The 14,783-nt window shown below is 63.2% G+C and carries 12 protein-coding genes and 1 pseudogene; 2 read left to right on the top strand and 11 right to left on the bottom strand.

Translation table 11 applies throughout. The features are described from left to right. Nucleotides 1-51: 51 nt before the first annotated feature. Together EN990_RS10130 and EN990_RS10125 are read left to right on the top strand one after the other, a co-directional pair. Nucleotides 52-990 carry a tyrosine recombinase XerC gene (locus EN990_RS10130; RefSeq protein WP_024504979.1) on the top strand — a complete coding sequence of 313 codons (939 nt, stop codon included), beginning with the start codon at nucleotides 52-54 and terminating at the stop codon, nucleotides 988-990. Nucleotides 991-1,220: 230 nt separating this feature from the next. Continuing rightward, nucleotides 1,221-2,291, top strand: a complete 1,071-nt coding sequence (locus EN990_RS10125) for a TraB/GumN family protein (protein ID WP_127369657.1) — start codon at nucleotides 1,221-1,223, stop codon at nucleotides 2,289-2,291. 10 nt (nucleotides 2,292-2,301) lie between these two features. Here the strand turns inward: EN990_RS10125 and EN990_RS10120 are convergent, their stop codons facing one another. The 11 genes and pseudogenes from EN990_RS10120 to mdh form a co-directional block, all read right to left on the bottom strand. After that, a complete protein-coding gene (locus tag EN990_RS10120) occupies nucleotides 2,302-2,781 on the bottom strand; it encodes a DUF2867 domain-containing protein (protein ID WP_164753487.1) in 480 nt (159 codons plus the stop codon). Between the two features lie 297 nt (nucleotides 2,782-3,078). Then, the gene (locus tag EN990_RS35770; RefSeq protein ID WP_206526340.1) at nucleotides 3,079-3,462 is read right to left on the bottom strand and encodes a hypothetical protein; all 384 of its coding nucleotides are present in this window, start codon (nucleotides 3,460-3,462) and stop codon (nucleotides 3,079-3,081) included. 172 nt (nucleotides 3,463-3,634) lie between these two features. Then, nucleotides 3,635-5,050: pseudogene (lpdA, locus tag EN990_RS10110) on the bottom strand (dihydrolipoyl dehydrogenase); the annotation flags it as partial. A 76-nt stretch (nucleotides 5,051-5,126) separates the two neighbouring features. Beyond that, nucleotides 5,127-5,882: an SDR family oxidoreductase gene (locus EN990_RS10105; protein WP_013528853.1), complete on the bottom strand. Its 756-nt coding sequence runs from the start codon at nucleotides 5,880-5,882 to the stop codon at nucleotides 5,127-5,129. After that, nucleotides 5,879-6,397, bottom strand: coding sequence for a hypothetical protein (locus tag EN990_RS10100; protein ID WP_127370173.1), 519 nt, complete (start codon nucleotides 6,395-6,397; stop codon nucleotides 5,879-5,881). Before EN990_RS10100 ends, EN990_RS10105 begins: the two co-directional genes overlap by 4 nt. A 59-nt stretch (nucleotides 6,398-6,456) precedes the next feature. Continuing rightward, nucleotides 6,457-7,731, bottom strand: coding sequence for a 2-oxoglutarate dehydrogenase complex dihydrolipoyllysine-residue succinyltransferase (gene odhB, locus EN990_RS10095; RefSeq protein WP_127384634.1), 1,275 nt, complete (start codon nucleotides 7,729-7,731; stop codon nucleotides 6,457-6,459). 47 nt (nucleotides 7,732-7,778) lie between these two features. Next, a complete protein-coding gene (locus EN990_RS10090; protein ID WP_027163286.1) occupies nucleotides 7,779-10,766 on the bottom strand; it encodes a 2-oxoglutarate dehydrogenase E1 component in 2,988 nt (995 codons plus the stop codon). Nucleotides 10,767-10,894: 128 nt separating this feature from the next. Continuing rightward, nucleotides 10,895-11,797 carry a succinate--CoA ligase subunit alpha gene (gene sucD, locus EN990_RS10085; protein WP_013528849.1) on the bottom strand — a complete coding sequence of 301 codons (903 nt, stop codon included), beginning with the start codon at nucleotides 11,795-11,797 and terminating at the stop codon, nucleotides 10,895-10,897. A 41-nt stretch (nucleotides 11,798-11,838) separates the two neighbouring features. Next, nucleotides 11,839-12,210: a cupin domain-containing protein gene (locus EN990_RS10080; protein ID WP_013528848.1), complete on the bottom strand. Its 372-nt coding sequence runs from the start codon at nucleotides 12,208-12,210 to the stop codon at nucleotides 11,839-11,841. A gap of 4 nt (nucleotides 12,211-12,214) precedes the next feature. After that, entirely contained in the window at nucleotides 12,215-13,408 is a 1,194-nt protein-coding gene (gene sucC / locus EN990_RS10075) for an ADP-forming succinate--CoA ligase subunit beta (protein ID WP_024504973.1), read from the bottom strand. Nucleotides 13,409-13,451: 43 nt separating this feature from the next. Further along, complete coding sequence (gene mdh / locus EN990_RS10070) at nucleotides 13,452-14,420, bottom strand: malate dehydrogenase (RefSeq protein WP_013528846.1); 969 nt, start codon at nucleotides 14,418-14,420, stop codon at nucleotides 13,452-13,454. Nucleotides 14,421-14,783 lie beyond the last annotated feature (363 nt).

Here is a 14,783-nt window from a genome sequence, read left to right as displayed (position 1 = left end):
CAATGACGGGCTATTCACCGCTTCCTAACCCGAATATCCGAAAATGCCGCCATGCAGGAATTCCTCATCCCGGCCAAACCCGATCTCCAGGCGGCGCGCGAAAGCTGGCTGAAGATGCTGGCGCGAGAACGTCGGCTGTCGCCCGAGACGGTGGAAGCCTATGAGCGCGACACGCGTCAGTTCCTGCATTTCCTCACCGGCCATTGCGGCGGCTCGCCCGGCATTTCGGACATCGCCGATCTGCGCCCGGCGGATTTGCGCGGCTTCCTTGCGGCGCGGCGCAATGCCGGTGCCGGCGCCCGCACGCTGGGCCGGGGTCTCGCCGGCATCCGCTCGCTGCTGCGTTTCCTCGAGCGGCGCGGCCTCGCCAATGCGGCCGGTGCGGCGGCACTGCGCGCGCCGCGCCAGCCCAAATCGCTGCCCAAGCCGCTGACGGCGAGCGATGCCAAGCATATCGTTTCCATCGAAGGCCAACTGGCGGAGGAACCCTGGATCGCAGCCCGCAACGCCGCCGTGCTGACGCTGCTCTACGGCTCTGGCCTGCGCATTTCCGAGGCGCTCGGCCTGACCGGCGCCGATCTGGCGTCGGCGGCCGACACGGTGCTGCGCGTTGCCGGCAAGGGCGGCAAGACGCGCCTGGTGCCGGTGCTGCCGGTGGCGCTCAGGGCAATCGCCGAATATCGCCGGCTCTGCCCCTACCATCTCGACCCCAAGGGCCTGCTGTTCCGCGGCGCCCGCGGCGGCCCGCTCAACCCAGCCATCGTCCAGCGCGACATGGCCAAGCTGCGCTCGGCGCTCAACCTGCCCGATACCGCGACGCCGCATGCGCTGCGCCATTCCTTCGCCACGCATCTGCTCGGCCGCGGCGGTGATTTGCGCACCATCCAGGAACTGCTCGGCCACGCCAGCCTGTCGACGACGCAAATCTACACCGGCGTCGACACCGCGAGGCTGCTCGAGATTTATGAGCAGGCGCATCCCAGGGCGTGAACGCCGGTAACGTTCACCATTTGGCCGAAAGCCTCCCCAACGTCGTCGTCCCTGGGCGAAGCAGGAGCGAAGCTCCGTCGCGGAGACCCTGGGATGACGAAGAAATGGGCGTTTCCGCTAATCGTTGAAGCATGAGCCCCATCGACGTCAGTTGAGGGCGATAGCCAGTCCAAGACAATTTCTCAGCACAGGTTAACCGTTTTGCCGCTTTTCAGTCCTAGAAGAGGCTCATGAAACGCGTCATAGCCATCGCCGACCGTGCTGCTTCCGTGTCGCTGAAGCTGCTCGTCGCGCTCAATGTTCTGTTCTTCCTGTCGTTCCTCGCCGTGCTGCTGTTCGCGGCCGGCAAGGCGCATGCCGAAGTCCCGACCTGCACCGGTGCCGACATGCTGTCGGCCCTGCAGAAGAACGATCCGGCGACCTACCGCAAGATCGAAGCGGAAGCCGCCGCGACGCCGAACGGCAAGGGCCTGTTGTGGAAGCTGGAAAAGCCCGGCGAGAAGCCGTCCTTCCTGTTCGGCACCATGCATATGACCGACCCGCGCGTCACCACGCTGCCTCCCGAAGCGCAGAAAGCCTATGACGCCGCCGGCACCATCGTCATCGAAACCACCGACGTGCTCGACAAGCAGAAGATGATGGTAGCGATGCTCAAGGAGCCGGACCTGATGATGTTCACGGATTCGACGACGCTGGCGTCGCTACTGTCGCCCGACGATGCGGCGGCCATGAACACCGCGCTCGACGCACGCGGCATTCCGCCGGCAACGGTTGCCAAGATGAAGCCGTGGATGCTCTCGGCCATGATGGCACTGCCGGCCTGCGAGCTGGCCCGTCAGTCAGGCGGCGCCCCGGTGCTCGATGTCAGGCTGGCGGAAGGCGCGAAGGCTTCCGGCAAGCCGGTGGAAGGATTGGAGACGGCTGAAGGCCAACTGCGCGCCATGGCCTCGCTGCCGCTGGCGTTTCACATGAAGGGCCTCGTCGACACGCTGAAGCTCGGCGACAAGGTCAACGACATCAACGAAACCATGATCGTGCTCTACCAGCGTGGCGACACCGGCATGTTCTGGCCGCTGTTTCGTGCGGCCATGCCGGACCAACAGGACGACCCCGCGGGCTATGCGGCGTTCGAGGAAACCATGATCACCAGCCGCAACAAGGTGATGGTCGAGCATGCCGAACCGATCCTTGCCAAAGGCAATGTCTTCATGGCGGTCGGCGCCCTCCACCTCCCCGGCCCCGAAGGCCTGGTCGAGGGTTTCCGCAAGGCCGGTTACACCGTCACGCCTGTCGGACTTTAGTGACTTCAGCTTACTTCGCCAGGATCTGGGCCAGCATCGCCGGAACGACCATCCGGTGAAACGGCATGATGATCGCGAGATAGGCGCGCCCGAGCCAATTGTGCGTCTTGACGATCGTCGTCGCGGCCACCTCTTGCCGGCCGCTGCCAAGATCCCTGACTTCGACCAGGACACGGAAATCGAGATGCCGGTCGTCGAGGCCAAGCACAACCTTGCCGGGAAACTGGCTGATGAGCGGAAATATCCCGATCCGGCCCGACGGCAACACCGCAGTTTCCAGGCCCGTCTTCAGCCGGAACGGCCTGACGGCAAGATTGCGCAGCGCCATGAGCCTGCCGACCCAGGGCGGCGTTCGCCCCAGAGCGCGTTCGGCCGCGCCGAGTGCGGTTAAGGAAAGGCCTTCAGTGACCAGCACATAGCGGTCTGCGAACTGGGCTCTGGCAAGAGCATCGCAGTGATTCGGGACAAGCTGAGCTGACGAATTCGTCACGGCAAAACCCTCTGATTCGACCTTAACAGACGCAAACTTGGCGCGCTGCGTGGCGAAACGACGCCACTCCGGCTGCGGAAGGGCAGGATTGTCCTTGTTTTTGGCGTTTTCCAACCCTAGCGTGAAACCAGTTCAATGATTGCGCGTTGTATGGTGTTGATTGATATTTTTCATCCACGGAGGACACTTTTATGGCGAACACACCGAATCCAAACGACCCGTTCAATTCGTCCACCAACGCACCAAGGCCAAGTGGCGGCGGCGGTGGTAGCGGTTGGCTGATTGCCCTGGTCGTCGTTATTCTGGCGGTTGTCGCGTATTATGTTTTCGGAAGAAGTGGTGAGCACCCGGCACCCGCCGAGCCGCCGGCGGCCAGCACACCGGCCCCAGCGCCTGCACCGGCGGAACCGATGAAGCCGGCTGAACCTGCGCCCGCGCCTGCTCCGGCACCTGCAGAACCGGCGCCTGCCCCGGCACCCGCGCCCGCACCGGCTCCTGCGCCGGCACCAGCCCCTGCGCCGGCACCTGCACCGGCCCAGTGATTGGCTCGATATCAGTTACGAACGGCCCGCTGAAAAGCGGGCCGTTTTGTTTTGTAGGGGCCGCCAGAAAGGCCTTTCCAGAAACTCGCTCCGGTGAGTCAGCTGGTGTGGTTTTCGAGAACCGGAGCGCAGCGGACATTTGGGTCCGTGAGCAGCGCATGACCCCGAAGATCAGTCCGATTTTCGGAGAGGATCATGCGCCAATCAAAAAGGGTCACAGCATCCTTTAAGCGTCCAGGAGGACGTGCGGCGCTGTGAAAGCGGAGAAAACCTCGCCAGATGGCCGCCGGAGTAGAGTTTATGAAAGGGCTTTAGATGTGGATCGGCTTGAAGAACGTCGCCAGCGCCGCCTCCTTGATCGCCTCCGACATCGTCGGATGCGCATGGCAGGTGCGGGCGAGATCCTCCGACGAACCGCCGAACTCCATCAGCACCGCCGCCTCGTGGATCATCTCGCCGGCGCCGAAGCCGACGATATGCACGCCGAGCACGCGGTCGCTTTGCCTGTCGGCGAGGATCTTCACAAAACCGTCCGTGTGCAGCATGGCGCGCGCCCGGCCATTGGCGCTGAACGGGAACTTTCCGATCTTGTAGTCGATGCCGGCCTTCTTCAATTCTTCCTCGGTCTTGCCAACCGAGGCGATTTCCGGGCTGGTGTAGACGACGCTCGGAATGACGTCATAGTTCACGTGGCCGGCCTGGCCGGCAATGGTTTCCGCTACCGCCACGCCCTCGTCCTCGGCCTTGTGCGCCAGCATCGGCCCGGCGATGACATCGCCGATGGCATAGATGCCCGGGATATTGGTCTTGAGATGGCCATCGGTCTTGACCCGGCCGCGCTCGTCGACCTCGACGCCGGCTTCCCCGAGCCCGAGGCTGTCGGCATAGGCGCGGCGGCCGGTGGCGATCAGCACGGCATCGGCCTCGATGGTCTCGGCGGCGCCGCCCTTGACCGGCTCGAAGGTGACGGTCGCACCCTTCTTGGCCTTGGCCACGCCGGTGACCTTGGCGCCGAGCTTGAACTCGAAGCCCTGTTTGCCCAGCAACCGCTGGAATTGCTTGGAGACCTCGCCGTCCATGCCGCCCAGGATGGTGTCGAGGAATTCGACCACGGTGACCTTGGCGCCGAGCCGCGCCCACACCGAGCCGAGCTCGAGCCCGATGACACCGCCGCCGACCACCACCAGATGGCCGGGAACCTTATCCAGCGACAGCGCGCCGGTCGACGACACGATCACCTTCTCGTCGATGTCGACCTTGACGCCGGGAATGCCGGCGACATCCGAGCCGGTGGCGATGACGATGTTCTTGGTCTCGATCTCCTCGACCTTGCCGTCCTCGGAGGTGACCGACACCTTGCCGGCGGCGAGCACCTTGCCGGTGCCGCGGAAACTGTCGATCTTGTTCTTCTTGAACAGGAAGGCGACGCCGTTGACGTTCGACGACACCGTCGCATCCTTGTGCGCCATCATCTTCTTCAGGTTCAATTTCGGCGCCGATATCTCGACGCCGAGCGTGTCGAAGGAGTGGCCGGCCTCGGCGAACATCTCGGAGGCATGGAGCAGCGCCTTGGACGGGATGCAGCCGATGTTCAGGCAGGTGCCGCCGAAGGTCGCGTTCTTCTCGACCACCGCAACCCTGAGCCCGAGTTGCGCCGCCTTGATGGCGCAGACATAGCCGCCGGGTCCCGATCCGATGATAACGACGTCATAAGCCATGATACTGTCCTTCTGTTTTGAGCATGATGCCGAAAAGTGTGACGCGGTTTTCGGATAACATCATGCTCGATCTGCTTGAGAGCGCTCAGCGGCCGCCGCTTACATTCAGGATCGCGCCCGTCGTATAGGACGCGGCGTCGGAGAGAAGATAGAGAACCGCGCCCGCGACTTCATCCACTGTACCGGCTCTTTTCATCGGCAGCAGATCGCGGAACCGCTCCACCCGGTCCGGCTGCCCGCCGGAGGCGTGGATGTCCGTGTCGATGATGCCCGGCCGCACCGCATTGACGCGGATGCCTTCTAGCGCCACCTCACGGGCGAGCCCGACGGTGAAGGTGTCGATGGCGCCCTTGGAGGCGGCATAATCGACATATTCGCCCGGCGAGCCCAATGTCGCCGCGGCCGACGAGATGTTGACGATGGATCCGCCCGACCCGCCATGACGGGTCGACATGCGCTTCACCGCCTCGCGGGCGCAGAGGAACGAGCCGACGACATTGATGCGCATCATGCGCTCCAGCCGCGAAACATCCATCTCGTCGACGCGCGCCTTGACGTCGACGATGCCGGCATTGTTGACGAAGGCATCGAGCCGTCCATAGGCGCGGTCGACGGCCTCGAACATGGCCACGATATCGGACTCCTTGCCGACATCGCCCTTGACCGCGAAAGCCTCGCCGCCGGCGGCCTCGATCTCGGCGACCAGCGCCTTGGCGGCCTCCTGGTTCGAAGCGTAGTTGACCGCGACCCGGTAGCCGGCCTTCGATCCGAGCCGGCAGATCGCGGCGCCGATGCCGCGGCTGCCGCCGGTGACCAGCAGCACCTTTTGCGTCCCGCTCATTCCTGGCATCCCTTCAAGGCAAACACATCCCACGGCACTTTCGAAAATCCGCTGCCGCCATAGGCGCTGGATTGGCGCAACGCCGGCCCGAGGTCCGGCAGGATCAGCGTCTTCGGCGCTTCGACGCCTTCAGCCGGCAGCAGTCCGATGTTGCCGTTTTCATCCGCCGTGTAGATGACGCCGTGCCAGGGCGTGCAGGCGGCAAGCTCCTCGCCGGTGACGTCGCCCTCGGGGCATTTGTGCATCAGCGCGCCGTTCGGCCGCGATACGCCTTCATTCCACATGACGATGCCGTTAAGCACCACATTGTTGTCGAGGATCATCCGGAAGCTGTTGGTGACGGTCGCCGAGGTGCCGGTCGGCGTGAAATCGATCTCGCTGCCGCTCTGGGCGTCGCCATAGACAGCGAGTTCTATCGGGCAGGCGGCATGGGCGCCGGCAGCGGCCAGCACCATGCCGGCCGCGATCGATGCGATCGAAAGCACCTTGGAAAGGCTAAGGGAACGGGTCGTCATTCTGCCGCGCAGATCCCTTCCTCCGGCACACATTCCAACAGCCGGATCAGCACCAGACCTCAGAGATCAAGCACCAGCCGTTCCGGATCCTCCAAGCTTTCCTTGACGCGCACCAGGAACGTCACCGCTTCCTTGCCGTCGACGATACGGTGATCGTAGCTGAGCGCCAGGTACATCATCGGCCGGATGACGATCTGGCCGCCGACCACGACAGGCCGGTCCTGGATCTTGTGCATGCCCAGAATGCCCGACTGCGGCGCGTTGAGGATCGGGGTCGACATCAGCGACCCGTAAACGCCGCCGTTCGAAATCGTAAACGTGCCGCCCTGCATGTCGGCGACCGACAGCTTTCCGTCACGCGCGGCGATACCCAGCCGGCCGATGTCCTTCTCGATCTCGGCGATCGACATCTGGTCGGCATTGCGCACCACCGGCACGACGAGGCCCTTTTCAGTGCCGACGGCGACGCCGATATGGGCATAGTTCTTGAAGATGATATCGGTGCCGTCGATCTCGGCATTGACCGAGGGGATTTCCTTCAACGCGTGCGTGACGGCCTTGGTGAAGAAGCCCATGAAGCCGAGCTTCACGCCGTGCTTCTTCTCGAACACGTCCTTGTATTTGGTGCGCAGCGCCATCACCGCTGACATGTCGACCTCGTTGAAGGTGGTCAGCATGGCTGCGGTCGACTGCGCTTCCTTGAGGCGGCGCGCGATGGTCTGGCGCAATTTGGTCATGCGCACGCGCTCCTCGCGCGATGCATCGTCGCCCGAGGACGGCGCCCGCACGGCAACCGGTGCCGGTGCTGCTTTCGGCGTCTCGGCCGGCTGCGACGGCGCGCCCTTGGAGATGGCGTCGAGCACGTCACCTTTCAGCACCTGGCCGCGCTTTCCCGAACCGGAGATCTGGTCGACCGAGAGATTGCTTTCGGCGATCAGTTTCGCCGCGGCCGGTGCCGGTGGCATGGTGCGCGGCTCGACCGGGCCGGCATCGCCGGCGATCTTGGCGGTCTCGGCCGCGGCCTGCTTGCCGGTCGATGCCGCATCCGGCGACGAGGCCTGCGACACCGCTTGCGGCTTCGTGGCGGGAGCCGCGCCGCCTGCCGAAATCGACCCCAGCAGCGCGCCGACACCGACCGTCTCGCCTTCCTTGACGGTGATCTCACCCAGCGTGCCGGCGGCGGCGGCAGGCACCTCCACCGTCACCTTGTCGGTCTCGAGCTCGACCAGCGGTTCATCGGCGGCGATTGTATCGCCAACCTTCTTGAACCATTTGCCGACGGTCGCTTCAGTGACGGATTCGCCGAGAGTGGGAACGCGGATTTCGGTAGCCATTGTGCCTGTCCGTTTTCTTTCGGTTCTGTTGTTCGCCCAGATCTTCTCTATTCACCAAGCGCGTCTTCGAGCAAGGCGGCGAGTTGGGCGAGATGCTTCGACATCAGTCCGGTCGCCGGCGAAGCGGCGGCCGGACGGCCGGTGTAGCGCACCCGCTGATGCTTGGCGTCGATATGCGCCAGCACCCATTCCAGATACGGGTCGATGAACGACCAGGCGCCCATGTTCTTGGGCTCCTCCTGGCACCACACCATCTCGGCATTGCGGAACCGCGACAGTTCGGTGATCAGCGCCTTGGCCGGGAACGGGTAAAGCTGCTCGACGCGCAGCAGATAGATGTCGTTGATGCCGCGCTTTTCGCGCTCCTCATAGAGGTCGTAATAGACCTTGCCCGAACACAGCACGACGCGGCGGATCTTGGAATCCTTGACCAGCTTGATCGCTTGTCCGGAAAGCAGCTGCGCATCGTCCCACAGCAACCGGTGGAACGAGCTTTCGCCCGAAATTTCCGGCAGCGTCGACACCGCCCGCTTGTGGCGCAGCAGCGACTTCGGCGTCATCAGAATCAGCGGCTTGCGGAAGTCGCGCTTCAGCTGCCGGCGCAATATGTGGAAGTAGTTGGCCGGCGTGGTGCAGTTGGCGACTTGCATGTTGTCTTCGGCGCAAAGCTGCAGGAAGCGTTCGAGCCGGGCCGAGGAATGTTCCGGACCCTGGCCTTCATAGCCATGCGGCAACAGGCAGACGAGGCCCGACATTCTGAGCCACTTGCGTTCGCCTGACGAGATGAACTGGTCGAACACCACCTGGGCGCCGTTGGCGAAGTCGCCGAACTGCGCTTCCCACAAGGTCAGCGCCTTGGGCTCGGCCAGGCTATAGCCATATTCGAAGCCCAGAACCGCCTCTTCCGACAGCATCGAGTTGATGACTTCATAGCCGGCCTGAGCCGCCGACAGATTGTTGAGCGGGATGTAGCGGGTCTCGTCGCGCTGGTCGTAGAGCACGGAATGGCGCTGCGAGAAGGTGCCGCGTTCGGAATCCTGCCCCGACAGGCGGATCGGATTGCCGTCGAGCAGGATCGCGCCAAAGGCCAGCGCCTCGGCCGTCGACCAGTCGATGCCTTCGCCGGACTCGATCGCCTGGCGGCGGTTTTCGAGGAAACGGATGATCGTCTTGTGCGCCTCGAAATCCTTCGGCACCTCGGTCAGCTTCCTGCCGATTTCCTTCAGTGTCTTGACCGGCACGGCGGTCTTGCCGCGCCGCTGTTCGTCCTGGTTGTCGGCAGTGCGCAGGCCCGACCAGGCGCCGTCGAGCCAGTCAGCCTTGTTGGGCTTGTAGTGCTGGCCGACTTCCCATTCGGATTCCAGATGCGCCCGCCAGTCGGCTTTCAACTGGTCGAGCTCGGCCTGGGTGAGGTGACCCTCGGCGATCAGCCGGTCGCCATAGATCTGCACCGTCGTCTTGTGGTTGCGGATGTTGCGGTACATGATCGGCTGGGTGAAGGCCGGTTCGTCGCCCTCATTGTGGCCGAAGCGGCGATAGCAGAACATATCGACCACAACAGGCTTGAAAAACTTCATGCGAAACTCGATCGCCACCTTGGTGGCGTGCACCACGGCTTCCGGGTCGTCGCCATTGACGTGGAAGATCGGTGCTTCGATCATCTTGGCGACGTCGGACGGATAGGGCGAGGAGCGCGAAAAGCGCGGGTTGGTGGTGAAACCAATCTGGTTGTTGATGATGAAATGCAGCGTGCCGGCGACGCGGTGGCCGCGCAGGCCGGACAGGCCGAGGATCTCGGCGATCACGCCCTGACCGGCGAAGGCGGCATCGCCATGCAGCAAGAGCGGCAGCACCTTGGCGCGCTCTTCCAGCGGCACGATTTCCTCGCGGCTGCGGCCGAACAGATAATCCTGCTTGGCGCGCGCCTTGCCCATCACCACCGGATCGACGATTTCCAGATGCGAGGGGTTGGCGGTCAAGGACAGATGCACCTTGTTGCCGTCGAATTCGCGGTCCGACGAGGCGCCTAGATGGTACTTGACGTCGCCCGAGCCTTCGACCTCATCGGGTGCCGCAGAGCCGCCCTTGAACTCGTGGAAGATGGCGCGGTGGGGCTTGGCCATGACCTGGGAGAGCACGTTCAGCCGGCCGCGATGCGCCATGCCGAGCACGATTTCCTTCATGCCGAGCTGGCCGCCGCGCTTGACGATCTGCTCCAGCGCCGGGATCAGCGCCTCACTGCCATCGAGGCCGAAGCGCTTGGTGCCCTTGTACTTGACGTCGATGAACTGCTCGAAGCCTTCAGCCTCGACCAGCTTCTGCAGGATCGCCTTCTTGCCGGCGGCGGTGAAGGTGATCTCCTTGTCGGCACCCTCGATGCGCGCCTGGATCCAGGCCTTTTCCTCAGGGTCGGAAATATGCATGAACTCGACGCCGAGCGTGGAGCAATAGGTGCGGGTCAGGATTTCCAGCATCTGCCGGATGCTGCCGAATTCAAGCCCCAGCACATTGTCGAGGAAGATCGGCCGGTCGTAATCGGCTTCGGTGAAGCCGTAGTTTTCCGGCGACAGCTCGTTGTAGTCCTCGAGCGGCTTGGCGATGCCGAGCGGATCGAGATTGGCGTGCAGATGGCCGCGCATGCGGTAGGCGCGGATCATCATGATGGCGCGCACCGAATCGCGCGTCGCCTGGTGCACGTCGGCGTCGGACAGGACGACGCCATTGGTGACCGCCTTGTCCTTGACCTTCTTTTCGATCGTCTTCTCGACGATGCCCCAATTGCCGTCGAGCGCCGACACCAGTTCGCCATTGGCCTGCAGCGGCCAGGAGGGCTTGGCCCAGGAGGCGCCCTTGGCGTTCCTGCGCACATCGCCGGAATCGTCTTTCAGCCCGGCGAAGAACTCCTGCCATTCGGGATTGACCGAGGCTGGATCGTCCTCATAGGCGGCGTAAAGCGCGTCGATGTAATCGGCATTGCCGCCATAGAGGAAAGAGGTGAGAGAAAATTGGTCGTTGGCCTGATCTTGTCTTGCCATTTTTGTCCGCGGAGCCCGGCTCCGTCTCCTGTTTTTGGAGGGGAGTAGGGGAATAAGGGAATAGGGGAGCAGGGCTTTTTGCCGCTGCTATTTTCCCTACTGCCCTACTCCCTTACTCCCCTATTCCCTTACCCTTTGATCGCTTCGACCAAGGTCGTGCCCAGCCTTGCCGGCGACGGCGAAACTTTTATCCCGGCCGATTCCATCGCCGCGATCTTGTCTTCGGCGCCGCCCTTGCCGCCGGAGATGACCGCGCCGGCGTGGCCCATGGTGCGGCCGGCCGGCGCCGTGCGCCCGGCGATGAAGCCGGCCATCGGCTTCTTGCGGCCACGCTTGGCTTCGTCCTTGAGGAACTGCGCGGCGTCTTCCTCGGCCGAACCGCCGATCTCGCCGATCATGATGATCGACTTGGTCTCCTCGTCGGCGAGGAACATCTCGAGCATGTCGATGAACTCGGTGCCTTTGACGGGGTCGCCGCCAATGCCGACGGCGGTGGTCTGGCCGAGGCCGACATTGGTGGTCTGGAACACTGCCTCATAAGTAAGCGTTCCCGACCGCGAAACAACGCCGACCGAGCCCTTGCGGAAGATGTTTCCGGGCATGATGCCGATCTTGCATTCGTTGGGCGTCAGCACGCCCGGGCAGTTCGGGCCGATCAGCCGCGAGGTCGAACGGTCGAGCCTGGCCTTGACCCTGATCATGTCCATCACCGGTATGCCTTCGGTGATGCAGATGATCAGCGGGATCTCGGCCTCGATCGCTTCGAGGATGGCTTCGGCGGCGCCTGCCGGCGGCACATAGACGACGGACGCATTGGCACCGGTCTTTTCCTTGCCCTCGGCGACGGTGGCGAAGATCGGCAGGCTTTCGCCCTTCGCGCCGGTCCACGTCTCGCCACCCTTCTTGGGATGGATGCCGCCGACCATTTTCGTGCCGTGATAGGCCAGCGCCTGTTCGGTGTGGAACGTGCCGGTCTTGCCGGTCAGGCCCTGCACCAGCACCTTGGTGTTCTTGTCGACGAGGATGGACATGGGAGCCCTTTTCTAAAAACCGTTGATCGAGGAAAACATGGTCAGAGCCGCTTCAAGTCGGCGACGGTGAGGTCGCTCTTGGCGTTGCCGGTGTTGAGCGTCGTTGCCGGCTCGAACATCAGCACCACGGGCTCAACGGTGAGCGAGCGCGGCCGGTGTTCGACGCCGCGCGGCACGACGATGAAATCGCCCTCGCCGAGTTCGACCGGGCCGTCGCGGAAATCGATGGCAATACGCCCACGCAGCACGAGGAAGGCTTCGTCCTCATTGTCATGCGCGTGCCAATCGAAGACCTCGCCGAACTTGGCGACCTTCGCCTGGCTGTCGTTGACGTCGCCGGCGATATGCGGATCGAAGACCTTCTTGATCTTTTGATCCGCAGCCTCGACCAGGTTTATCTTATGCGGAGGCACCAGATCAGCCCTTCACCGCCGCCACGATCTTCTTGGCTGCATCGTCGAGATCGTCGGCCGACACCACGTTCAGGCCGCTGTCGTTGATGATCTTCTTGCCCAGCTCGGCATTGGTGCCTTCCAGGCGCACCACCAGCGGCACTTCCAGGCCGACTTCCTTGACCGCGGCAATGACGCCCTCGGCAATGATGTCGCACTTCATGATGCCGCCGAAGATGTTGATCAGGATGCCCTTGACCGCCGGATCCCTGGTGATGATCTTGAACGCCGCCGTCACTTTTTCCTTGGACGCACCGCCGCCGACATCGAGGAAGTTGGCGGGTTCGGCGCCATAGAGCTTGATGATGTCCATCGTCGCCATGGCAAGGCCGGCGCCGTTGACCATGCAGCCGATATTGCCGTCGAGCGCGACATAGGCGAGGTCGTATTTCGACGCCTCGATTTCCTTCTCGTCCTCTTCGGTGGTGTCGCGCAGTTCGAGCACGTCGGGGTGACGGAACAGCGCGTTGTTGTCGAACGACACTTTTGCGTCGAGCACGCGCAGCCGGCCGTTCTTCATGACGATCAGCGGATTGACCTCGAGCAGGCTCATGTCCTTCTCGACGAAGGCCTTGTAGAGGATCGGGAACAGCGTATCGCCGTCCTTGGCCGCATCGCCGTCGAGCTTGAGCGCGCCGTTGAGCGCCTTCAGGTCGGCTGAAGTGACACCTTTTTCCGGGTCGATGGCGACGGTGATGATCTTTTCCGGCGTGTCATGCGCGACCGCCTCGATGTCCATGCCGCCCTCGGTCGAGACGACGAAGGCAATGCGGCCGACCGAACGGTCGACCAGGATCGACAGATAGAGCTCGCGTTCGATGTCGGCGCCGTCTTCGATATAGAGGCGGTTGACCTGCTTGCCGGCCGGGCCGGTCTGCTTGGTCACCAGAGTGTTGCCCAGCATCTCGTTGGCGTTGGCGACGACATCGGCCACCGATTTCGCCAGCCGCACGCCGCCCTTGGCGTCCGGGCCGAGCTCGGTGAATTTGCCCTTGCCGCGGCCGCCGGCATGGATCTGGCTCTTCACCACATAGAGCGGGCCCGGCAGCGCCTTGGCGGCGGCTTCCGCTTCGCTCGCCTTGAACACCGGCACGCCTTCGGCCACCGGCGCGCCGAACGACTTCAGCAGTGCCTTGCCCTGATACTCATGGATGTTCATCTGGATGGTCTCCGGATCGACTGGGGGTTCACTTACTGGAGATTCATTTGGAGGCGAGTTGCGGCGCGATCTTGACGCAGGCCTCGGTCAGGCCCTGCACCGTCGCCACGGAGGAGTCGAACATCTTCTGCTCGCTCTTGTTGAGCTCGATCTCGATGATGCGCTCGACGCCGCCGGCGCCGATGACCACGGGAACGCCGACATAGGTATTCTTGACGCCATACTGGCCGGAGAGATACGCCGCGCAGGGCAGCACGCGCTTCTTGTCCTTGAGATAGGCTTCGGCCATCGAGATCGCCGAAGCGGCCGGCGCGTAATAGGCCGAGCCGGTCTTGAGCAGGCCGACGATCTCGGCGCCGCCGTCGCGGGTGCGCTGCACGATCTGGTCGAGCTTCTCCTTCGAGGTCCAGCCCATCTTGATGAGGTCGGGCAGCGGAATGCCCGATACCGTCGAGTAGCGGATCATCGGCACCATGGAATCGCCGTGGCCGCCGAGCACGAAGGCGGTGACGTCCTCGACCGAGACCTTGAATTCCTCGGCCAGGAAATAGCGGAAGCGCGCGCTGTCGAGCACGCCGGCCATGCCGACGACGTGGCTGTTGGGCAGGCCTGAGAATTTCTGCAGCGCCCAGACCATGGCGTCGAGCGGGTTTGTAATGCAGATGACGAAAGCCTTCGGCGCATACTTCTTCAGCCCGGCGCCGACCTGCTCCATGACCTTGAGGTTGATGCCCAAAAGGTCGTCGCGGCTCATGCCGGGCTTGCGCGGCACGCCGGCGGTGACGATGCAGACGTCGGCGCCTTCGATGCCGGCATAGTCGTTGATGCCGGTGAGCCTGGAGTCGAAGCCATCGACCGGCGACGACTGCGCGATATCGAGCCCCTTGCCCTGCGGGATACCTTCGGCAATATCGAACAGCACCACGTCGCCGAGGTCCTTGAGGCCGATCATGTGAGCGAGCGTGCCGCCGATCATGCCAGAGCCGATAAGCGCTATCTTGTTGCGTGCCATGTGAGGATGTTTTCCCTTTGTCGGTGACGACGTCTCAAATCTCTGGTGACTTGATGGTGGCGTCGAAGAAGAGGCCGGAATGCTGCGGGGAACCGCGAATTTTCGCCGCACCCAATAGCCCCGGCACGGAAAAAATTCAAACGATTATTTTGGCGTCAGTGTTTTCAATCGGTTAGATCATTTGGGATTTACGTAAACGTCAGAGTTTGTAAGCCGACTTGGGAGGAAATAACCGACGAAGATGGAAATCGTAAGGCTGGATGCGGGTAATGACGCCCTTGTGATGCGGGTGGCCGAGGAGGTTCGGGTTGTAGACGTTGGCATGACAGAGGGGGGCAAAGGATCGCTACCGACGCATTCCCT

It is taken from the genome of Mesorhizobium sp. M7A.F.Ca.US.005.03.1.1, assembly GCF_003997975.1.
Lineage (GTDB): Bacteria > Pseudomonadota > Alphaproteobacteria > Rhizobiales > Rhizobiaceae > Mesorhizobium > Mesorhizobium ciceri.
The sequence above is the reverse complement of the archived record's forward strand: the minus strand, read 5'-3'. Positions and strand labels throughout refer to the sequence as shown.